This is a genomic window from Gordonia marina (genome assembly GCF_052036135.1).
Lineage (GTDB): Bacteria > Actinomycetota > Actinomycetes > Mycobacteriales > Mycobacteriaceae > Gordonia.
The window spans coordinates 12,512-32,869 of the sequence record NZ_JBPSDN010000010.1 but is presented as its reverse complement, the minus strand read 5'-3'; the positions used below and the strand labels follow the sequence as shown (position 1 = coordinate 32,869).

Below are 20,358 nucleotides of genomic sequence, written 5' to 3'. Positions count from 1 at the left end.
ACGGGTGGCGGGGGCCGGGTCGGTTTGACGGGTGGCGGGGGCCGGGTCGGTTTGACGGGTGGCGGAGCCTGATCGGCTCAGCGGGCCGCGGGGGCTCGGCTTGACGGGGCAGTGGGAGCGAGTCGGTTCGACGGGCGGTGGGGGCGTTTCGACACGATCTCGGCTAGCGCCTCGATCGGCTCAACGGGCTGTGGAGGGCCGGGTGGGCTCAACGGGCTGCAGGGAGGGGGTCGGTTTGACGGGCTGCCGGGCTCGTGGTCAGTGCAGCGTGCCGGCCAGCTGAGGCAGCGACTGGTCGACGATCTCGTCGTCCCCTCCGCCGTTCGACGACGCGGTCAGGGTGAGCAGGGTGGCCTCGGGGCGGCAGCAGAACCGGGCGGGCGCGTACGGCGAGGTGCCGAGGCCCGCGCTCACGTGCAGCATCATCGTCGACCCCCAGTGCGACACCCCCTTGACGCGGGAACGATCCAGGTGGCAGTTGGTCACCAGCGCGCCGTAGCCGGGCAGGCAGAGCTGGCCACCGTGGGTGTGGCCGGCCAGCACCAGGTCGTACCCGTCCGCCGCGAAGGCGTCGAGCACCCGCGGCTCGGGGGAGTGCGTCAGGCCCAGCCGCAGCTGCGCGAGCGGATTCGGCCGCCCGGCCACCGTCTCGTAGCGGTCCCGGCCGATGTGCGGGTCGTCGACACCCGCGGCCGCGACTCGCACGCCGCCCACCTCCAGTTCGCGGATCGCGTGGGTCGCGTCGAGCCAGCCGCGCTCGCTGAACGCGGCCCGCAAGTCCTGCCAGGGCAGCGGCTCGCCGTGCGTGCGCTTGTGGTCCTTGCGGAAGTACTTGAACGGATTCTTCGGCTTCGGGCCGAAGTAGTCGTTGGAACCGAACACGAACAGTCCGGGCCGCGTCAGCAACTCACCGAGTGCCTGCACGACGGCCGGGACGGCCGCCGGATGCGCCAGGTTGTCGCCGGTGTTGACCACCAGGTCCGGCTCCAGATTCGCGAGCTCGGAGATCCACGACTGCTTCAGGTACTGGCGCGGCATCATGTGGATGTCGCTCAGATGGAGCACGCGCAGCGACGGCGACCCGGGCTCCAGGACCGGCAGCGTCGCCTGGCGCAGCGCGAAGGCGTTCCGCTCGATCATCGTCGAGTACAGCAGACCCGCCGCCGCGGCACCCGCGGCACCGGCAGCGAGCCGCGCGGCGGGGGAGGAGAGCAGTTCGGAAGCGTCGCGAGCCGGCACACGGGGGACAGAAACCATGCCCACGAGGATACGCGTCGCGCCCCCGCGCGCCGGGGCGGTCAGCCGCCCGGCACCTCGATCGTTACCGGCCCCACGCCGGGCACGTCGACGGTCTTCGACGTCGGTGGACCGCCGCCCTCCTGCTCCTTGCCGTTGGAGACGTAGACGGCGATCGTCGACCCCGGCATGGCGCTGTCCGACGGCGCCGTGAACACCACGGTGCCCTTGGGCTTGCTGCTGTCCACCTCGAGCTCGTTGACCTTGAAGCCGGCCTCCTGCAATCGAGAGGTCGCCTGACTCACCGGGAGACCGGCGACGTTCGGGATGCGGCCGCGACTGCTGCCCGCGACGAAGGCCGGGTCACTCGGTGGCAATCGGACCGGACCGAACTTCTCGGCGATCGGCAGCATGGAGCGGAACCAGGTGCGGGCCGGCTCGTAGCCGCCGTAGATGTCGCCGTCGTAGCACTGGCGGACCGGCGAGGTGCAGATCCCGGCGGGATGCGAGCCGTCGTTGTAGACGTACGACGCCGCGGCGAGCTGGTTGGTGAAGCCGAGGAAGGCGGCCGAGCGGTGGGCCTCGGTGGTACCGGTCTTGGCGGAGAGCGGCAGGCGCCAGCCGATCGACGACGCGGCCGCCGCGGAGGTGCCGCCGGGCTGGTCGTCCTGGCTCATCGCGTTCGCGAGGGTGTTGGCGAGACCGCTCTCCACCACCTGTTCGCACTTCGGCGGGTTGAACGGGACGTTCACCATCACCGGCTTGCCGTCCGGGCCCATCACCGCGTTGCTGTACTGGTCGCGCTTCACCTGCTGGATCGAGACCACCGGACTCGGCGGGCACCACACGCCGCCGGACGCGAGGGTGGCGGCGACGTTGGAGAGTTCCAGGGCGTTGACCGCGAACGGGCCCAGCGTGAACGACCCGAAGTTGCCCTTCTTGACGTAGTCGGCCAGGCTCTGGTCGCCGTGGCCCGACGATCCCGGCGCGGCGTACGACCGCAGCCCCAGCCGCACGGCCATGTTGACCGCCGGGGTGACGCCGACCTGCTGCAGCATGTTCACGAACGTCGTGTTGGGGGACTGGGCGAGCGCCTGAGTCAGGGTGAGCGCAGGCGGGTAGGCGCCGGCGTTCTTGACGCAGTAGTAGTCCTGCGGGCAGCCGAACGCCCCGTTGCTGTTACCCATGCCCTTGACGGCGATGTTCGCGGGCACACCGAGCACCGTGTTGGTGCCCAGGCCCTTCTCCATCGCCGCGGCGACGGTGAAGATCTTGAACACCGAGCCGGCGCCGTCACCCACCATCGAGAACGGCTGCGGCTGCACGGTCTGATTGCGTTTCTGGTCGAGTCCGTAGTCGCGGCTGGAGACCATCGACAGGACGTCGTGCGACTGGCTCCCGGGTTTGATGATGCTGATGACGTTCGCGATGCCGTCGACGTCCGGGGACACCTGGCTCTGCGCGGCGCGCAGAGCGTTGTCCTGCACCTCCGGATTCAGCGTGGTGCGGATCGTGTAACCGCCGCGGGCTACGGCGCTGCGGGACAGACCGTTCTCGGCCAGGTATTGCAGCAGGTAGTCGCAGAAGAAGCCGTCGTCGCCCGCCGAGATACACCCCTGCACCGGCGTCTTCGGCTCCGGCAGCACGCCGAGCGGCTCGTTCTTCGCCGCCCGCAGCTCCGCGGCGCGAGCCGGGAAGTTCTCGATCATGGTGTCCAGCACCGTGTTTCGGCGATTGAGCGTCGCCTCGGGATCGGTGTACGGATTCAGCGCCGAACTGGACTGGACCATGCCGGCGAGCATCGCAGACTCGGCGACGGTCAGGTCCTTGGCGGACTTGCCGAAGTAGGTCTGCGCCGCCGCCTCGATGCCGTAGGCGTTGTTGCCGAACGGAACCATGTTGAGGTAGCGGGTGACGATCTGCTTCTTGGCGTCCTGCTTGGCGGCGGCCTCGTCGAGGCCCTTCTCGCGCATGGCCTGCTCGGTGAGGCTGCGTTCCAGCGTCATCGCCATCCGGGCCTCGCGCAGCTTGCGGGCCGGCGTCGACTCGACGGCCGCCTCGCGCTCGGCCTCGGTGCGGGCCAGGACCAGCAGCTGATAGTTCTTGATGTACTGCTGATCGAGGGTGGACGCACCCTGCTGGACCTCGCCCGACGACGAGTTCTTCAGCGCGGCGCGGATGGTTCCGCGCCAGTCGACGCCGTCGTGCTCGAGGAAGCGGCGGTCCTCCACCGAGATGATCGCGCGGATCATGTTCTCGGAGATGTCGTTGTAGCCCACCTGCATCCGGTACTGGTCGAAGAGCAGCGCGATGGGCTTGCCGTTGACGTCGGTCACCGTGGTCACCTCGGGAACGGTGCCGTTCAGGAGTTCCGACGAGGTGTTCTCCATCGTGGCGGCCGCCCGGTTCGACAGCATCGCCACGCCGGACGCGAACGGGAACATCAGCCCGGCGACCAGGACACCGGCCATCAGTAGCGCGAGCGCTGCGCCCGGGAGTTTGAAGGAGTTCCGCACCCGGCCAGGATACGTGCCGAGACCCAGGTGGCGGGGCATCGGTCGCTGTCCGTGTGCTGCCCGCGTGTCGGCGACGGGTCGCGGATGCCGGAATTCCGAACTGTGACTTGCGTTCGGCGGGCCACCCTCAATAGGCTCGGAAAAGTGATCCGGCTTACACTTCTTCAAGAGTGAGAGACAGATTGCATTGTGGATCTTATGCACCCCCGAGCAGCGGGCGTGTCGATGGATTGTGAAAGGCGGAGTACCGCTATGACTTTGGCCCCTCTGTCCGGTGGAGATACCGAAGCCCGCCTCGCGTGGGTCGCCCAGGCTCGCTGCCGCGGTGGAAACCCCGATGACCTCTTTGTCCGCGGTGCCGCGCAGCGAAAGGCGGCGACCATCTGCCGCCACTGCCCGGTGCAGCTCGAGTGCGGCGCCGATGCGCTGGACAACCGCGTGGAGTTCGGCGTCTGGGGAGGGATGACCGAACGTCAGCGTCGTGCCCTGCTGCGCCAGCACCCCGAGGTGACCTCGTGGTCGGCGTTCTTCGAAGCGCAGCGCCGCCGCCAGCACCTCGCCGCGGTACCGCAGCAGTAGCTTTGCGTCCCGGCGCCGTCGTCACCTAGCGTCGGCGCCATGACCGACTCGCCCCAGTCCGCTGCGAATCCGGGGCCGCCCGCCACCATGCGGTGGGTCGTCCGCCTGCTCTGTCTGGGGGCAGCGCTGCAAGCGCTGTTCGGCGGAATCATGATCTACCTCGTCGGAGGGCTGCGCGACGACCGCGCCGTGCACGACGAGTTCGCCAGGGCGGCAAGGGATGCCGGCAAGCCCGCGAGCGACGTTCCCGGTCTGATCGACGACGCGATCGACCGGTGGCGCCTCGCCTGGATCGTCGCGACCGTGCTCGCGGTCGCCCTCTGGCTGTTCCTCGCCTGGATCAACCGCCGCGGCTTCGCCTGGGCACGCACCGCCACCGCCACCGTCGTGGTGCTCGCGCTCGTCTTCTTCGTCTACGTCCTGCTGGGCGGCCTCAACGTCGTGGCGATCGCCGCGATCGTGCTGCTGGCGGCGATCCTCTACCTGCTCTACCGCCCGGTGCCGGGGTGACCGGCTGATGTCTCGTACATCGGTCGGGGTGCGACGGCCGCATGACCACGGCGCTGTGGCGGGTCACGTGTGCATATCCGGATCGTGAGCAGTCACAGCGCCGTTGTGATGTCGGCGGCGCCTCGACACCGAGCCGCGAGAGGAGTGGCTTCGACACACCTCGGCCCGCGCCGCGGTGGACACGAAGCGTGTCCAGTACGACTCGCTAGCCCGGAGCGGTGATCTGCTCCGACACCGCGCGCAGGGCGTCGGCGTCGGCCACCTCGAAGGGCAGCGCCGGCACCCCGACCCACGGCACGCTCGGATTGGCCGACGTGAAGCGGCCCAGCATGTGCAGCTCGCGCTGCGCGGTGGTCGCGCGGTCGATGTGCAGCCGCAGCACCCCGCGGGTGAGATCGTCGGACACGCGTTCCTCGGCCGCCTGCGCGGTCGGCGTGGAGATCGACGTCAGGTTCGGGTGCGTGCGGTTGACGATCAGACCGCTCAGCGGCATCGAGTCGTGCGCCAGCCGATTGACGAAGAAGCTCGCCTCGCGCAGCGCATCCGCCTCCGGGGACGCGACGACGACGAAGTTGGTGCCCGGCCGGGTCAGCAGTTCGTAGGTGCGGGCGGCGCGCTCCTGGAAACCGCCGAACATCGAATCGAGCGACTGCACGAAGGTAGCGACGTCGCGCAGGATGTCGGCGCCGATGATGGTCGCGATGCCGCGCATCGCCAGGCTCATGGCACCGGTCACCACGCGGCTCACCCCGCGGCCGCCGCCGATCAGCATCCGCATCAGCCGCCCGGACAGGAACGAGCCGAGCCGCTGCGGCGCATCGAGGAAGTCCAGCGCGTTCCGCGACGGCGGTGTGTCGACGACGATGAGATCCCACCGGTTCTCTTCCAGGAGCCGGCCGAGCTTCTCCATCGCCATGTACTCCTGCGTGCCGGAGAACGACGACGCCACCGTCTGGTAGAAGGCGTTGTTCATGATCGCCTCGGCGCGCTCGGGCGTCGAATGCTCGATCACCATGTCGTCGAAGGTGCGGCGCATGTCGAGCATCATCGCGTCGAGCGAGCCGGTGGATGTGCCGTCGACCAGCGAGATCGGCACCGGCTGCGGCTCGTTGGTCAGCTCGCTCATCCCGAGCGACTGGGCCAGGCGCCGGGCCGGATCGATGGTGAGCACGGCGACGGTCCGGCCGCGCTCGGCCGCGTAGAGGGCCATCGCGGCGGCGGTGGTGGTCTTGCCGACCCCGCCGGACCCGCAGCAGATCACCACGCGCGTCGCCGGATCGAGCAGGACGCCGCCCATCTTCAGCTCGGTCATCAGACGCCGGCCTCCTTCATCACCCGGGCGAGTTGATACAGCGCACCGAGGTCGACGTGCTCGTCGATCAGCGGCAGATCGATCTTCGGGGCCGGGACCTCGTCGAGTTCGGCCTGCGCCACCTGCTGAGCCTGCAGCCGCACCGCGTAGTCGATGGTCTCGGTGAGCAGTCCGGCCAGATCCTCGTCGCTCAGCGACAGTCCGGCGGTGGCCAGGTCGTCGCGGATCGTCACCGCATCGACCTCGCCCTCGGCGATCGCATCGAGCTGGTCGGCCGGCAGATAGTGCGGGCTCACCCGGTTGACGAAGATCGCGCCGATGTTGAGGTCCTTGCCGCTCAGCTCGTCGACCGCCTCGATGGTCTCCTGGATGGGCATCGCCTCCAGGAGCGTGCACAGGTGAACATAGGTCTGTCGCGAGTGCAGCAGGCGCACCACGCCCTCGCTCTGTCCGGCGATCGGGCCGGTCTTGGCCAGGTCGCGCATCGCCGAGGTCACGTCCAGGAAGTTGCCGATCCGGCCGGTCGGCGGGGAGTCGACGACGACGACGTCGTACAGTAGCGCGCCCTTCTCATCGGTGGCGATCACGCGCTCCTTGATCTTGCCGGTGATGACGACGTCCCGCAGGCCCGGCGCGACGGTGGTCACGAAGTCGATCGCGCCCACCTTCTTGATCGCGCGCCCGGCGAAACCGAGGTTGTAGAACATGTCGAGGTATTCCAGCAGCGCGTGCTCGATGTCGATCGACAGCGCCCAGACACCCCCGTCGCCCTCGGCCGAGGCCACCTTCTGGTCGGTCGGCGGCAGCGGCGGGACATCGAAGAGCTGCGCGATGCCCTGGCGGCCCTCGACCTCCACCAACAGGACCTTCTTGCCCTCGCTGGCCAGTGCGATGGCGAGGGCCGCGGCGACGGTGGTCTTACCGGTTCCGCCCTTGCCGGACACGAAGTGCAACCGGGCATCGCGGGCCTCGGCAGGCCAGCGATCGTGGCCTGCGGTCAAGGGGTCAGTCGTCACGAACCTCACCTTAACGACCGCACTGTCCCGCATGAGAATCAACCGATAAGGTTGGGCTATGAGCGATCTGACGACCTGGGAATATGCCACCATTCCGCTGCTGACGCACGCGACGAAGGACATCCTCGACACCTGGGGTTCCGACGGCTGGGAGCTGGTGAGCGTCCTCCCCGGCCCGACCGGCGAGCAGCACGTCGCCTACCTCAAGCGACCCACCAACTGATCATGAGCGCCTCGAATGCATGGAGCGGTCGGCTCGCCGAACTCGGCCTGACGCTGCCCGCGGTGGTCACCCCGGTCGGCAGCTACACCCCGGCGCTGCGCGTCGGCGATCTGGTCTACACGTCGGGCCAGCTCCCGGTGGTCGACGGTGAACTGAGCGTGCGCGGCAAGGTGTCGGAAGGCGCTGAGGGCATCGTCACGCCCGCGCAAGCCAACGCGGCGGCCCGGCAGTGCGCGCTCAACGCGCTCGCCGCGGTCGACGCCGTCGCCGGTGTCGACGCCATCGTCCGGATCGTCAAGGTGGTCGGCTTCGTCGCCTCCGCCCCCGGATTCACCGGCCAGCCGGGCGTGCTGAACGGCGCGTCCGACCTGCTGGGTGAGATCTTCGGCGATGCCGGAGTCCACGCCCGCTCGGCCGTCGGCGTCGCCGAACTGCCGCTCGGCGCGCCGGTGGAAGTGGAACTGATCGTTCAGGTGGCCTGAGATGACCGCCCCCGCCCATCCGGCCTACGGGCAGGTGCGGCCGGTCACCGAGTTCGCCTCCGTCGTGCTGCGGGACAACCCGGGTCTGATGGAGCTCGACGGCACCAACACCTGGATTCTGCGCGCCCCCGGGAGCCCCACGTCGGTGGTGGTCGATCCGGGGCCCAGGCGGTCCAAGAAGCACGTGCGGACCGTCGCCGAGGCGGCCGGCGAGGTGGAACTGACGCTGATCACGCACCGCCACTTCGACCACACCGGCGCCATCGAGCGGATGCGCAAGGAGACCGGCTCGATCCACCGGGCGCATTCGATCGACTTCAGCCACGGCGCCCCGCGGCTCACCGATCGCGAAGTGATCGAGGCGGCCGGACTGCGGATCACCGTGCTGCACACGCCCGGTCACACCGCCGACTCGACGAGCTTTCTGGTCGAGTGGGACGGGCAACGGGCGATCCTCACCGGTGACACCATCCTCGGCCGGGGGACCACCGTGCTCGACCCGCGTGACGGCGGGCTCGGCGATTACTTCCACTCGCTGAACCGGCTGATCGTGGAGGCGTCCGACGCGACGCTGCTGCCCGGACACGGCCCCGATCATCCGGAACTCGGGCCGATCGCGCGCTTCTACAAGGCGCACCGCGAGGAGCGGCTGGGCCAAATCCGGCAGGCGCTCGACGACCTGAAGCTGACACCGCAGCAAGCCAAGCCGATGAAGGTGGTCCGCAAGGTCTACGCCGACGTCGACGAGAAGCTGTGGCCGGCGGCCAAGATGAGCGTCAAAACGCAACTGGAGTACCTGCGCACCCTGTGAGGGGTGGCGGGTACTCCAGTCGAGTGGGGTCTGCGCTCAGCGAGCGCGGCGGGCCAGTCGTTCGGAATCGGCGATCAGCACGCTCTTGCCCTCGAGGCGGAGCCAGCCGCGCTGTGCGAAATCGGCGAGGGCCTTGTTCACGGTCTCGCGCGAGGCGCCCACCAGCTGCGCGATCTCTTCCTGCGTCAGGTCGTGGGTGACGCGCAGTGCGCCGCCCTCCTGGGTTCCGAAGCGCTGAGCCAGCTGCAACAGCTGCTTGGCGACGCGGCCCGGGACATCGGTGAAGATCAGGTCCGCGAGGTTGTTGTTGGTGCGGCGCAGACGCCGGGCGAGGACGCGGAGCAGCTGCTCGGCGATCTCCGGGCGGTCCTTGATCCACTTCTTGAGGGCGTCGCGGTCCATGGTGGCGGCGCGCACCTCGGTGACCGTCGTCGCCGACGACGTGCGCGGGCCCGGATCGAAGATGGACAGCTCGCCGAACATGTCCGACGGTCCCATGATGGTCAGCAGGTTCTCGCGGCCGTCCGGGGAGCGTCGTCCGAGCTTCACCTTGCCGGACAGGATGATGTAGAGCCGGTCGCCGGGTTCGCCCTCGTGGAAGATCACGTGTCCGCGGGGAAACTCGACCTCCGTGAGCTCGGAAGAGAGCGCTGCCACGGCGGTAGGCTCAACCCCCTGGAAAATACCCGCCCGGGCAAGAATCTCGTCCACGTACGAACCTCTCTCGTTCGAATCACAGCATTGGCAACCTGCAGTGATTCAGGCTACTCGATCGTCCAGTGTAATTGTTGCGAGAGTCACTGAAACGCGCGACTGGCCGACTGGGCGGTCAATCTTCGTCACCATGATCGGTGCCGCGCCGCCGGTTGCGGAGCTCGTCCAGCGCGGCCGGAAGCCCGGTCTTGGCCAGATTCGAGACGTCGGTGTCGTCGGCGCTCTCCAGGAACTCGTCCACCTGGCCGCCGCCGACGGTCAACCGGTCGAGATTGTGCTGCACCTTCTCCATCGCCAGGGCGAACAGCATCAGCAGGAAGGGGAAGACGATCACTGCCAGACCTTGCATGTGCTCCACGAAAACACAGTGCCGGCCGCGGCCGGAAACCGGGAGACCGCTCGTCACCGAGTTGTGACCTGACCGGCGAATGTGCTGCCGCACCCGCGCGGTCGGTAGCCTGGACTGTTGTGAGCGCGCGGAAAACGGAGACCCGTCTGGGCCTGGTTCGTCGTGCCCGCCGGATGTACCGGGTCCTGGAACGGGAATTCCCGGAAGTGTGGTGTGAACTCGACTTCACCACGCCGCTGGAACTGTCGGTGGCGACCATCCTCTCGGCGCAGTGCACCGATGTGCGCGTCAACTCCGTCACCCCCGCGCTCTTCGCCCGCTACCCGGACGCCTGGGCCTACGCCGGTGCCGACCGCACCGAACTGGAGGAGATGATCCGCCCGACCGGTTTCTACCGGAACAAGGCGAACTCGATCATCGGGCTCGGTCAGGCGCTGGTGGAGCACTACGACGGCGTGGTGCCGAACAGACTCGATCAACTGGTGAAGCTCCCCGGCTTCGGCCGCAAGACCGCGAACGTGGTGCTGGGCAACGCCTTCGGCGTTCCCGGGCTCACCGTCGACACCCACTTCGGCCGCCTGGTGAACCGCTGGGGCTGGACCACCGAGACCGATCCGGTGAAGGTGGAACGCGCGATCGCCGAGCTGTTCCCGCGCCGCGAGTACACCGACCTCTCGCACCGGATCATCTTTCACGGGCGACGGATCTGCCACGCGCGCAAACCGGCGTGCGGGGTGTGCCTGCTGGCGCGCGACTGCCCGTCGTACGGTCTCGGTCCCACCGACCCGGAACAGGCCGCCGCACTGGTCAAGGGCCCGGAGACCGAACATCTCCTCGCGCTCGCGGGGCTCGGCGCCGAGGCTTCCGGGGAGAGCGCATGAGCGTGCTCAAGTCGCCGGGCGCCAAGGCGATGCTCGCTTTCGTCATCGTGATGGCGGCCCTGATCTTCGCGCTCTGGCCCCGCGGGCACGGCGACTCGGCGACATCCGGACCGGACCCGGTGTCGTCGACCGGCGGGGTGACCGATGAGGCCGTCTCGGCAGGCATGCTCAATCAGGCACGCACCGATGCCGCGCTCGCACCGTGCCCGCAGAGCGGGGCGCCGGTCCCCGGGGACGCCGCGCTGAAGGGCGTGTCGGGGATCTGTCTCGCCGACGGGAAGCCGATCGATCTGGGCCAGGCCACGGCCGGGCGGCCGACGGTGATCAACCTGTGGGCGGTCTGGTGCCTGCCGTGCCGCCGTGAACTCCCCCTGTTCGACGAGCTCTACCGGCGCGCGGGCGACCGGCTCGACGTGCTCGCCGTGCACTCGCGGGACGGCGGCGACAAGCCCTACGCGATCCTGAGCTTCCTGAAGGAACTCGGCGTGCACCTGCCGACCGTCGCCGATCCGCGCGGCGACATCGCCGGTGCGCTCCGCGCGCCGCGCGTCTACCCGTCGACGGTGCTGATCCGCGCCGACGGCACGGTGGCCGCGGTGCTGCCGCGGGTCTTCGGCTCCTACGACGACCTCGCCGCCGTGGTTCGCACCGATCTGGGCGTGGACGTGTCCGGGGGCGGCTCGTGACGCGGCGGCCGGCGGAGCCGGCGGGCGCGCTGGTGGACCGGTCGGAGATCCCGCCGTGGCTGCGCGCGGTGACCGACGATCCGCGAGTGGTGAACGAGGCCGTACTGCGGCGCGGCGGCGACCGTGCGCGCTGGGCGTCGGCGTTCCGGGCGCAGCGCGCCGCGGCGGTGCTGGTCCTGTTCAGCGGGGCGTTCGAGGCGGCACACGATCATCCCGGCGGGCTGCCCGCCGACGCCGGAATCCTGCTGACCGAACGAGCGGCGACCATGCGCACGCACAGCGGCCAGATCGCCTTCCCGGGCGGTAGCCGCGACCCCGGCGACGACTACCCGGTCGGCACCGCCCTGCGCGAAGCGCGCGAGGAGACGGGCCTGCTTCCCGACGGCGTCCGGGTGCTCGCGCAGCTGCCGACCTTCCCGGTGCCGTCCGGATTCGAGGTGATGCCGGTGATCGGGCACGAGGCGGTGCCCAGCGAGGTCGGCGTCGTGAACGAGGAGACCGCACGCGTGGTGCGGGTGAATCTGCGCGAGATCCTCGATCCGGCCAACCGCTTCCAGGTGAGCCGGACCATCGTCGGTGCCACGGCGTACAAGGGTCCGGCGTTCCTGTACGACGGCATGCTGGTCTGGGGCTTCACCGGCGGACTGCTGGCGGCCATCAGCGCGTGCGCCGGCTGGGACGTCCCGTGGGACACCCACGACGTGCGCCCGCTGGAACAGATGATCGCCGAGACCGGCGGCCGCCAGGTGTCCGGCTTCGGTCCGCAGCCCGGCGACGATCAGCGGGCGCGCCGGTGAGCGGCTCGGTGTGGGTCGACGTCCTGGTCCTGGCGATCGCGCTCCTCGCGGCGATCGGCGGCTACCGGGCCGGCGCCGCGGCGTCGGCGCTGGCCTTCCTCGGCGTGGTGGTCGGCGTGATCGCGGGCATCCTGGTGGTTCCGCACGTGGTGACCCGCATCGACGACCCGCGGCTCCGTCTGCTGGTGGCGTTGCTCCTGCTGGTCGGGTTGGTGATCGTCGGCGAGGTCTCCGGAATGGTGATCGGCCGCGCGGCCCGCAGCGGCCTGCACTCGCTGCGGCTGCGCCGGGTCGACAGCTGTATCGGGTCGGTGCTGCAATTCGTGGCGATCCTGATCGTCGCGTGGCTGGTGGCCATCCCGATCCGGGAATCGAGTCAGACCCGGCTGGCCGAGGCCGTCGACGGCTCCCGGGTGATCGGCGCGGTCGACAAGGTGGCGCCGAACTGGATGCGCGGCCTGCCCGGCGACTTCACCGCGCTCATCGACAGCTCCGGTCTCAAGCAGGTGATCAGCCCCTTCGGCGAGACCGAGGTGGCGGCCGTCGACCCGCCGGACCAGACCCTGGACACCGCCGCCGTGGTCACCCGGGTCCGGCCCAGCGTCGTGAAGATCCTCGGGGTCGCGCACGGCTGCGGGCAGGCGCTGGAGGGCTCCGGTTTCGTCATCTCGCCGGAGCGGGTGATGACCAACGCCCACGTCGTCGCCGGTACCGACCAGGTCGCGATCCGCACCCCGAACGGCCGGGAGTACGAGGCGAAGGTGGTCTGGTTCAACTCCCGCAACGACGTCGCCGTGCTCGACGTCCCCGGCCTCACCGCGCCGGCCCTGAAGTTCTCGCAGCGCTCCGCGGTCACCGGCGACGACGCGATCGTGCTCGGCTACCCGGAGAACGGCCCCTTCACCGTCACCCCGGTCCGCGTCCGCAACACGGTGAACCTGGTGGGGCCGGACATCTATCAGAGCCCGGAGAAGGTCAAGCGCAAGGTGTACACCGTGCGCGGCACCATCCGGTCGGGCAACTCCGGCGGGCCGATGATCGCCCCCGACGGCACGGTTCTCGGGGTGGTGTTCGGGGCGTCGGAGAACGTCGCCGACGACACCGGGTTCGTGCTCACCGCGAGCCAAGTGGAGGCCGACGTGGCGGCCTCGGAGAAGCGGCAGGCCCAGGTCGGCACCGCCGAGTGCCTCGCGCGCTGACGCTCCCGCAGCGGTGCCCGCGCGCGCTGCCGCCGGGGATGGTGGACGTGGCAGCGTCCGCGCGCAGAAGCAGCGCTCGCGGGCGCTGCTTCTGTACCGACCCGCTGCTACGCGCGCAGGGCTCAGCGCTCCAGCAGTCCCAGCAGGGCGGCGTTGACCGCGTCCGGGTTCTCCTCGTGGACGAAGTGCCCGGCCGCCGGGATGATCCGGTAGTCGAACTGCGACGCCCAGTGACCGCTGCCGGCCATCACCGAGTCGAGGATGTAGTCGTCCTCGCGGCCGCGCAGGGCCAGCACCGGGATGTGCAGCCGCTTGTTCATCAGTTCCATGAAGCGCCGGCCGTCGCCGCGGAACTGCGAGCGGAACGCCCAGCGCCGGTATTCCAGGCTGCAGTGCGCGACGCCCGGGATCTGGATGGCCAGCCGATTGCGGGCGATCGCATCGGCGAAGTCCGGGGTGTGCCGCCAGGTCTCGCCCGCGCGCTCCCGGAAATACTCCTCGATGAAGGCACCGTTCCCACGGGTCAGGCGCTTCTCGCCGAGCCGGGGCAGCTGGTTGTGCAGGAACGGCGCCAGGAAGGCCGACCGCTCCGCGGAGTTCATCAGGACCGATTGGCGCAGCGCCCGCGGGTGCGGGGAGGCGAGGACCGCGATCCCGGCCACCGAACGGGGATGCAGGGTGGCCGTCGCCCAGCAGACCAGACCGCCGTCGGCGTGCCCGATGAGCGTCGCCTGGGTGTGGCCGAGCGCCCGGATCAGGGCGTGGGTGTCGCCGGCCAGCGTCCAGCCGTCGTAGCCGCGCGGAGGTTTGTCGGAGTCCCCGTAACCGCGCAGGTCGACGGCGACCACGCGGTAGCCGGCGGCGCTGAGGGCGTCGAACTGGTGCCGCCAGCTCCACCAGAACTCACCGAACCCGTGCAGCAGCAGCGCGAGCGGCCGGTCGGCGATCGACCCGGCCACCGCCTCGACCGCATGGAACCGCAGCCCGTTGGCGCGGACGTCGAAGTGATGCCACGGGCCGTCGTACCGCACCTGCGTGGCATCGGGCGGGCCGGACAGCGTGGCCAGAGTCAGCTCCGGCCGGTGCCCCGCGCGGGCGGGATCTGCGGGTGCGCGTAGCCGGCGCCCGAGGCGCCGGGCTCGCCGCGGCCCGGTATCACCGTCGCGAGTTCCTGGACGGACTCGATGGTCTTCTCCGGCTTGCGCAGCCGGCGGAACAGCACGTAGCCGACGGCGATCAGACCGATCGAGACCAGCAGCAGGATCAGGAAGACGACGAGGAAAGCGGCCCAGGTCGGCATCCACAGATCCAGCAGGAAACCGAGGAACACGAAGAAGAACAGGCTCGCGTAGAGGAGAAGGGTGGCGGCGACGACCATCAGGCCGGTGCCCGCGCCCGCCTTCTTGGCCTCCCCGATCAGCTCGGTCTTGGCGAGCTGGATCTCGGCGCGGACCAGGGTCGACGCGCTTGCGGTGGCCTCTTTGACGAGATTGCCGATGGTCGGCTGTCCGTCACGCCCGAGGTTCGCATCGGTCATCGGGATCGACGGCACCGGCGGAGCTTTCTTCGGCTCGGTGGGCCAGGTGTCCTGATTGCCGCTCACGAATTCTCCTTGAGTAGGGTTCGGGCTCTCATGTTGCCATGAGAGCCCCACGATGATCGACCCACATCACGATCGAGCCTCGATGATGGTGGAGTCCCCCGTGATGGCCGGGCGGAGTCGAGACCAGAGAAGTCCCGACTCCGCCCGCCGGGAGGGTTCAGCTCCGCTTGGCGCGGATCGCCTCGAAGACCGACGGATCCACCAGCGTCGAGGTGTCGCCGAGTTCGCGGCCCTCGGCGACGTCCTTCAGCAGCCGGCGCATGATCTTGCCCGAGCGGGTCTTGGGCAGCTCGGGCACGATGTTGATCTCGCGCGGCTTGGCGATCGGCGAGATGTCGATCGACACCTGGTTGCGCATCTCGGCGATCAGCGTCTCGCCGTCGTTCGCCACGCCCTCCATCAGGATGACGAAGGCGACGATGCCCTGGCCGGTGGTCTCGTCGGCGGCACCGATCACGGCGGCCTCGGCGACGGCCGGGTGCGCCACCAGCGCCGATTCCACCTCGGCGGTGGAGATGCGGTGTCCGGAGACGTTCATGACGTCGTCCACGCGGCCGAGTACCCAGAGGGCGTGGTCGTCGTCGTACCGGGCGCCGTCGCCGGCGAAGTACCAGCCCTCATCGGCGAAACGCGACCAGTAGGTGTCCTTGAAACGCTCCGGGTCGCCCCAGATGGTGCGCAGCATGCCCGGCCACGGACGGTCGAGCACCAGGTACCCCTGCTCGCCGGCGCCGACCGGGTTGGCGTTGTCGTCGACGATGTTCGCGCTGATACCCGGCAGCGGCCGCATCGCCGAGCCCGGCTTGCACGCGGTGACGCCGGGCAGCGGGGCGATCATGATGCCGCCGGTCTCGGTCTGCCACCAGGTGTCGACGATCGGGCAGCGGCCCGCGCCGATCACCTCGTGGTACCAGCGCCACGCCTCCGGGTTGATCGGCTCGCCGACACTGCCCAGCAGGCGCAGCGAGGTCAGGTCGTGGGCGTCCGGGATCGCGCGGCCCCACTTCATGAAGGTGCGGATCAGCGTGGGCGCCGTGTAGTAGATGGTGACGCCGTACTTCTCGATGATGTTGAAGTGGCGGTGCTCGTCCGGCGAATTCGGGGTGCCCTCGTAGATCACCTCGGTCGCGCCGTTGGAGAGCGGTCCGTACACGATGTACGAGTGCCCGGTGACCCAGCCGATGTCGGCGGTGCACCAGAAGACGTCGCGCCCCTCCTTGTGGTCGAACACGTTGTGGAAGGTGTAGTTGGCCTGCGTCAGGTAGCCGCCGGAGGTGTGGACGATGCCCTTCGGCTTGCCGGTGGTGCCCGAGGTGTAGAGCAGGAAGAGCGGGTGCTCGGCGTCGAACGCCTCCGGCTCGTGGTGCGGCGATGCCTCGCCGACGGTGTCCTCCCACCAGACGTCGCGACCGTCGACCCACGGCAGGTTCGGGTCGTGGTTGGTACGACGGACCACGATCACCTTCTCCACCGAGGGCGCGGCGTCGTCGCCGGTGCCCAGGGCCTCGTCGACGTGCGTCTTGAGCTCGGCGGGCTGGCCGCGGCGGAACTGACCGTCGGTGGTGATGACCACCTTGGCCTCGGCGTCGTCGACGCGCGAGCGCAGGGCGGCGGCGGAGAAGCCGGCGAAGACCACCGAGTGGGTCAGGCCGATGCGCGCGCAGGCGAGCATCGCGATGATCGCCTCGGGGACCATCGGCATGTAGATGGCGACGCGGTCACCGGCCTGCAGACCGATCGCGGCGAAGTAGTTCGCGGCCCGGGACACCTCGTCCTTGAGCTGGCTGTAGGTGATGTCGCGGCTGTCGCCGGGCTCGCCCACCCAGTGGATCGCGACGCGGTCGCCCTTACCGGCGGCGACATGGCGGTCGACGCAGTTGACGGCCACGTTCAGCTTGCCGTCCGAGTACCACTTGGCGAACGGCGCATCCGACCAGTCCAGGACGGTGCTGAACGGCGTCGCCCAGTCCAGGTTCCGCGCCTGCTCAGCCCAGAATTCGTCCGGATCGGCTTCGGCGCGGGCGTACATCGCCTCGGTGGCGTTGGCCTGCGCGGCGAATTCCGGGGACGGGGGATAGACCTGCTCGGTGGTGGACATCGGCTGCCTTTCGGTGGAGCGTGCTGAAGGTGAGGCTATGCACGGGGCATGGTGCAGAGCACCGGAGCCCGACATCTGTGAGGGTAGTCACTGGCGTCGCTGAGGGTAGTCGTGCATAGGTTGCGGGTGGGTTGCGCGCGGTGAGCGGTCGGTTCCGGGCGGTCGGTGGCCGACTACCCTGAACCGGGTGACCGCCGATCCGCTCGCCCCCCTGCTCGATCTCCCCGGTGTGGCCGAGGCCGCCGCCGAAGCGGGTGAGGCGTTGGCCGCCGTGCACCGTCATCCGGTGAATCTGCGGGGGTGGGACAAGACCTCGCGCGAGTCGTCGTGGCGCGGCGGCCGCAGTTCGGCCGCGATGGAGGGCGCGACCACCGAACTGAACCGTGAGCACGACTTCGACGATCCGGTGATGGCCGGCGCGATCCGCGTGGCGCAGGCCCTCGACCCGGACTCCCTCGATCGGGAGGTGGCGGTGTTCCGGCGCGCACCGATGCAGTCGCTCGCCCGGCTGCACTCGCTGGCCGCCGCCGAACTGGTCGACGACGACACCGAGCTGGGCCGCCCGCGGGCCGAGCCGCACATCGCGCAGCGGCTCGATCTGCTCGGCCAGCTGGTCACCGGCGCGACGCAGGTGCCCGCCGCCGTACTGGCGGCGGTCGTGCACGGCGAACTGCTGGCGCTGGCCCCGTTCGAGAAGGGGAACGCGGTTGTCGCGCGTGGGGCGTCGCGGCTGGTAACGGCGTCGACCGGGCTCGATCCGCATCTGCTCGGTGTGCCCGAGGTGTCGTGGCTGCGTCATCTCGGCGACTACCGGGAACTCTCCGCGCTGTTCGCCACCGGGGATCCGCAGGCGCTCACCGACTGGATCGTGCTGAGTTGCCGGGCGATGACGGCCGGGGCGGCGGAAGCCCGGACCATCGCCGACGCCGCGCGTTCCTGACTTCCGCGCGGATCCGTATGCCGGTCGAGCGGATCCGCATGATGGTCGCCCCCCACACGTATTGCGGGCGGCCCCCGCGCCGGTGAACCGGTCTCGGGTGCCGCCCGCGAGCACGGACGCAAGTTACCAAGCGTGCAAGGTGGGTTGTGGTCTCGCCTCGGCGAGGGAGGGAAACTCCGGCCGGGCCGGGAGCCTCGATGTCGCAGGCGCACAACACTTCTGCCAATGCGGCGCGCACCGCGTGGGTGCTTACCGTCCGTGCTGGGAACCATCGGATCAGGGGATCCGGATCTTCTCTTCCGATCCGGACTTTGCCTTCCCGGGGTTCCGTACCTACTTTCTACATGGTGATCCGCATCACATCAAGCCTTTGAGAAAACTTCACGCGGCGTGGTGTCGCCGATGGGAGATTCCGTAGGCCACCGCCGCCGCGGCGATCACGCCCACGCCGGCGGCCGCCGCTGCCGTCCAGCCACGAGTCGCCGGGCTCGACCAGTCGACCAGCGGTGCCGGATTCGGAAAGTCGAGGATCTCCCAGTCGTGGGCGAGCGCGTGCGCGCGCAGCGCCTTGTCCGGATTGACGACGGCGCGGTGTCCCGCGGTCTCCAGCATCGGGATGTCGGTGCTCGAATCGGAGTAGGCGTAGCACTCCGCGAGGTCGTAGCCGCGTTCCTCGGCGAGCTCGCGCATCGCGCGCGCCTTCTCCTCGCCGTAGCAGTAGAACTCGATCCGGCCCGAGTAGTGGCCGTCGACCACCTCCATCCGGGTGGCGCGGACGGTGTCGACGCCCAGCATGACGCCGATCGGTTCCACCATCTCCATGCCGGAGGCGGAGATCAGGATGATGTCGCGCCCGGCCGCACGGTGCTCGGCGATCAGTTCGGCGGCCTCGGTGAAGATCACCGGACGCACCACGTCGTCGAGCGTCTCGGTGACGATCGACGAGACGGTGGCCGCTTCCCAGCCGGTGCACATGTCGGTGACATGCTGGCGCATCTTCTCGACCTGGTCGGTGTGATCGGAGGTCAGGACGAATTGGAGCTGAGCGATCGCCGACCGCAGCATGCCGCGTTTGCTGAGCAGCCCGCCGTCGTAGAAGTGCCTGGTGAAGGCCAGTGCGCTCGACCGGGCGATGACCGTCTTGTCCAGGTCGAAGAAAGCCGCGGACCGGCCGGGCGACGTCGATGTCACAAATGGAGAGAATACGTACATTCCTTGACCGCTGAGTCAGGAACGAGCGAATTTCAAATTGCGGATAGTTGGAGTTGCAAAGGTTGCCGACGCGCGTGTACCTTCGCAAGTGTCCGGCTTCGGCCGGCGCTTTCAGCCCGACCCCCCGGGGCTGAAAGCAGATGACCCCGGGCCTCCTCCCCCCTGGCCGGGGTCGTCCCTATTCCGGGGTATTTCTCGCCCTCGGAGCGCTACCCTCCTCGCATGCGGAAGACTCTCGGCGCGCTCTGCGCCGCGCTGCTGGCGACGGTGTTCGGGCTGATGACGGCCGGTCCGGCGGGTGCCGCGCCGTCGTCGAAACTCCCGGAGAACTACAACTTCTTCGGCGGGATCCCGTACGAGCTGGCGCACCCCGGCGGTGATCTGCCCGGTGCCAACGACTGGTCGTGCAAGCCCAGCCCCGAACACCCGAGGCCGGTGATCCTGGTGCACGGCACCGGGGGAGCCAAGACCACCAACTGGGGGTCGTACGTGCCGATGCTCCGCAACCGCGGGTACTGCGTGTACGCGCTCACCTACGGGGCGCTGCCCGGGCTGCCGTGGCCGTTCACCGCGATCGGCGGCATGGACCGGATCGACATCAGCGCGCACCAGCTCGACGCCTTCGTCGAGAAGGTGCGCAAGTCCACCGGCGCGCCGACGGTCGACCTGGTCGGCCACTCGCAGGGTACCTACATGCCGACTTATTACCTGAAGTACCTCGGCGGGGCGGACAAGGTGACCGACTACGTCTCGCTGGCGCCGCTGTGGCGCGGGACCGGTTCGGTGGATCCAGTGATGACGCAGCTCGGCGAGGCGATCGGTGCGGTGCCGCTGCCGTTCTGCGTGGGTTGCGGCGGGATGCTGCCCGGCTCGCCGATGAACAAGAAGATCTGGCGCGGCGGCAGCCCGTATGTGAAGGGCGTCCATTACACCAACATCAGCACCCGGTACGACGAGATGGTGGTGCCCTACACCGCCGGGCAGGTCCCCGGCCGTCCCGGCGAGGACGTCACGAACATCGTCGTGCAGGACACCTGCGCGCAGGACTACAGCGATCACATGGCGATCGCGGGGTCCCGCCGCGCGGCGTACATGGTGCTGAACGCCCTCGACCCGCAGCACCCGGTGACGGTGCCGTGCGAGGTGGTCCCGCCCTTCACCGGCTGAGCCGCGCCGGCCGCGGCGGGAGACTCG

Annotated in this window: 21 protein-coding genes; 11 read left to right on the top strand and 10 right to left on the bottom strand. The window is 69.4% G+C overall.

The features are described 5' to 3' along the window. Nucleotides 1-258: 258 nt before the first annotated feature. A complete protein-coding gene (locus ACSEEN_RS08175; RefSeq protein WP_247865931.1) occupies nucleotides 259-1,257 on the bottom strand; it encodes a metallophosphoesterase in 999 nt (332 codons plus the stop codon). Nucleotides 1,258-1,298: 41 nt separating this feature from the next. Next, a complete protein-coding gene (locus tag ACSEEN_RS08170) occupies nucleotides 1,299-3,707 on the bottom strand; it encodes a penicillin-binding protein (RefSeq protein WP_247867889.1) in 2,409 nt (802 codons plus the stop codon). 297 nt (nucleotides 3,708-4,004) lie between these two features. On the opposite strand from ACSEEN_RS08170, the gene ACSEEN_RS08165 reads away from it, so the two are divergent. Next, entirely contained in the window at nucleotides 4,005-4,331 is a 327-nt protein-coding gene (locus ACSEEN_RS08165; RefSeq protein WP_247865932.1) for a WhiB family transcriptional regulator, read from the top strand. Nucleotides 4,332-4,370: 39 nt separating this feature from the next. Then, complete coding sequence (locus ACSEEN_RS08160; RefSeq protein ID WP_440712889.1) at nucleotides 4,371-4,841, top strand: hypothetical protein; 471 nt, start codon at nucleotides 4,371-4,373, stop codon at nucleotides 4,839-4,841. Nucleotides 4,842-5,046: 205 nt separating this feature from the next. Here the strand turns inward: ACSEEN_RS08160 and bagB are convergent, their stop codons facing one another. Further along, on the bottom strand, nucleotides 5,047-6,156 hold the full coding sequence (gene bagB, locus ACSEEN_RS08155) for an ArsA family ATPase (protein WP_247867890.1): 1,110 nt from the start codon (nucleotides 6,154-6,156) through the stop codon (nucleotides 5,047-5,049). Continuing rightward, a complete protein-coding gene (gene bagA, locus ACSEEN_RS08150; RefSeq protein ID WP_440712888.1) occupies nucleotides 6,153-7,202 on the bottom strand; it encodes an ATPase BagA in 1,050 nt (349 codons plus the stop codon). Before bagA ends, bagB begins: the two co-directional genes overlap by 4 nt. A 25-nt stretch (nucleotides 7,203-7,227) precedes the next feature. On the opposite strand from bagA, the gene sp36 reads away from it, so the two are divergent. From sp36 to ACSEEN_RS08135, 3 genes are read left to right on the top strand one after another with little or no spacing between them, the layout of a single operon-like run. Next, the gene (gene sp36, locus ACSEEN_RS08145; RefSeq protein ID WP_246993578.1) at nucleotides 7,228-7,392 is read left to right on the top strand and encodes a Sp36 family protein; all 165 of its coding nucleotides are present in this window, start codon (nucleotides 7,228-7,230) and stop codon (nucleotides 7,390-7,392) included. 2 nt (nucleotides 7,393-7,394) lie between these two features. Beyond that, entirely contained in the window at nucleotides 7,395-7,874 is a 480-nt protein-coding gene (locus ACSEEN_RS08140; RefSeq protein WP_247865938.1) for a RidA family protein, read from the top strand. A 1-nt stretch (nucleotide 7,875) separates the two neighbouring features. Beyond that, nucleotides 7,876-8,685, top strand: a complete 810-nt coding sequence (locus tag ACSEEN_RS08135; protein ID WP_440712887.1) for an MBL fold metallo-hydrolase — start codon at nucleotides 7,876-7,878, stop codon at nucleotides 8,683-8,685. A gap of 36 nt (nucleotides 8,686-8,721) precedes the next feature. On the opposite strand, the gene glxR is transcribed toward ACSEEN_RS08135, so the two are convergent. Together glxR and ACSEEN_RS08125 are read right to left on the bottom strand one after the other, a co-directional pair. Beyond that, nucleotides 8,722-9,396 carry a CRP-like cAMP-activated global transcriptional regulator GlxR gene (gene glxR, locus ACSEEN_RS08130; RefSeq protein WP_247865941.1) on the bottom strand — a complete coding sequence of 225 codons (675 nt, stop codon included), beginning with the start codon at nucleotides 9,394-9,396 and terminating at the stop codon, nucleotides 8,722-8,724. Nucleotides 9,397-9,514: 118 nt separating this feature from the next. Further along, complete coding sequence (locus ACSEEN_RS08125; protein ID WP_247865943.1) at nucleotides 9,515-9,748, bottom strand: hypothetical protein; 234 nt, start codon at nucleotides 9,746-9,748, stop codon at nucleotides 9,515-9,517. Nucleotides 9,749-9,921: 173 nt separating this feature from the next. Here ACSEEN_RS08125 and nth point away from each other — a divergent pair, with 173 nt between their 5' ends. From nth to ACSEEN_RS08105, 4 genes are read left to right on the top strand one after another with little or no spacing between them, the layout of a single operon-like run. After that, nucleotides 9,922-10,629: an endonuclease III gene (gene nth / locus ACSEEN_RS08120; RefSeq protein ID WP_440712966.1), complete on the top strand. Its 708-nt coding sequence runs from the start codon at nucleotides 9,922-9,924 to the stop codon at nucleotides 10,627-10,629. Next, the gene (locus ACSEEN_RS08115; RefSeq protein ID WP_440712886.1) at nucleotides 10,626-11,315 is read left to right on the top strand and encodes a TlpA disulfide reductase family protein; all 690 of its coding nucleotides are present in this window, start codon (nucleotides 10,626-10,628) and stop codon (nucleotides 11,313-11,315) included. The genes nth and ACSEEN_RS08115 overlap by 4 nt, the downstream gene beginning before the upstream one ends. Then, the gene (locus ACSEEN_RS08110; protein WP_247865947.1) at nucleotides 11,312-12,112 is read left to right on the top strand and encodes an NUDIX hydrolase; all 801 of its coding nucleotides are present in this window, start codon (nucleotides 11,312-11,314) and stop codon (nucleotides 12,110-12,112) included. Before ACSEEN_RS08115 ends, ACSEEN_RS08110 begins: the two co-directional genes overlap by 4 nt. Beyond that, entirely contained in the window at nucleotides 12,109-13,311 is a 1,203-nt protein-coding gene (locus ACSEEN_RS08105; RefSeq protein ID WP_247865949.1) for a MarP family serine protease, read from the top strand. The genes ACSEEN_RS08110 and ACSEEN_RS08105 overlap by 4 nt, the downstream gene beginning before the upstream one ends. A 122-nt stretch (nucleotides 13,312-13,433) precedes the next feature. On the opposite strand, the gene ACSEEN_RS08100 is transcribed toward ACSEEN_RS08105, so the two are convergent. The 3 genes from ACSEEN_RS08100 to acs form a co-directional block, all read right to left on the bottom strand. Then, nucleotides 13,434-14,369, bottom strand: coding sequence for an alpha/beta fold hydrolase (locus ACSEEN_RS08100; RefSeq protein WP_440712965.1), 936 nt, complete (start codon nucleotides 14,367-14,369; stop codon nucleotides 13,434-13,436). Between the two features lie 11 nt (nucleotides 14,370-14,380). Continuing rightward, on the bottom strand, nucleotides 14,381-14,914 hold the full coding sequence (locus ACSEEN_RS08095; RefSeq protein WP_440712885.1) for a phage holin family protein: 534 nt from the start codon (nucleotides 14,912-14,914) through the stop codon (nucleotides 14,381-14,383). Nucleotides 14,915-15,071: 157 nt separating this feature from the next. Beyond that, a complete protein-coding gene (gene acs, locus ACSEEN_RS08090) occupies nucleotides 15,072-17,012 on the bottom strand; it encodes an acetate--CoA ligase (RefSeq protein WP_298441080.1) in 1,941 nt (646 codons plus the stop codon). Between the two features lie 187 nt (nucleotides 17,013-17,199). Here acs and ACSEEN_RS08085 point away from each other — a divergent pair, with 187 nt between their 5' ends. Further along, the gene (locus ACSEEN_RS08085; protein ID WP_298441078.1) at nucleotides 17,200-17,952 is read left to right on the top strand and encodes an oxidoreductase; all 753 of its coding nucleotides are present in this window, start codon (nucleotides 17,200-17,202) and stop codon (nucleotides 17,950-17,952) included. A gap of 381 nt (nucleotides 17,953-18,333) precedes the next feature. Here ACSEEN_RS08085 and ACSEEN_RS08080 read toward each other — a convergent pair whose 3' ends face one another. Continuing rightward, nucleotides 18,334-19,143 carry an HAD family hydrolase gene (locus tag ACSEEN_RS08080; protein ID WP_247865956.1) on the bottom strand — a complete coding sequence of 270 codons (810 nt, stop codon included), beginning with the start codon at nucleotides 19,141-19,143 and terminating at the stop codon, nucleotides 18,334-18,336. A 243-nt stretch (nucleotides 19,144-19,386) separates the two neighbouring features. Here ACSEEN_RS08080 and ACSEEN_RS08075 point away from each other — a divergent pair, with 243 nt between their 5' ends. Continuing rightward, nucleotides 19,387-20,331: an esterase/lipase family protein gene (locus ACSEEN_RS08075; protein WP_440712884.1), complete on the top strand. Its 945-nt coding sequence runs from the start codon at nucleotides 19,387-19,389 to the stop codon at nucleotides 20,329-20,331. Nucleotides 20,332-20,358 lie beyond the last annotated feature (27 nt).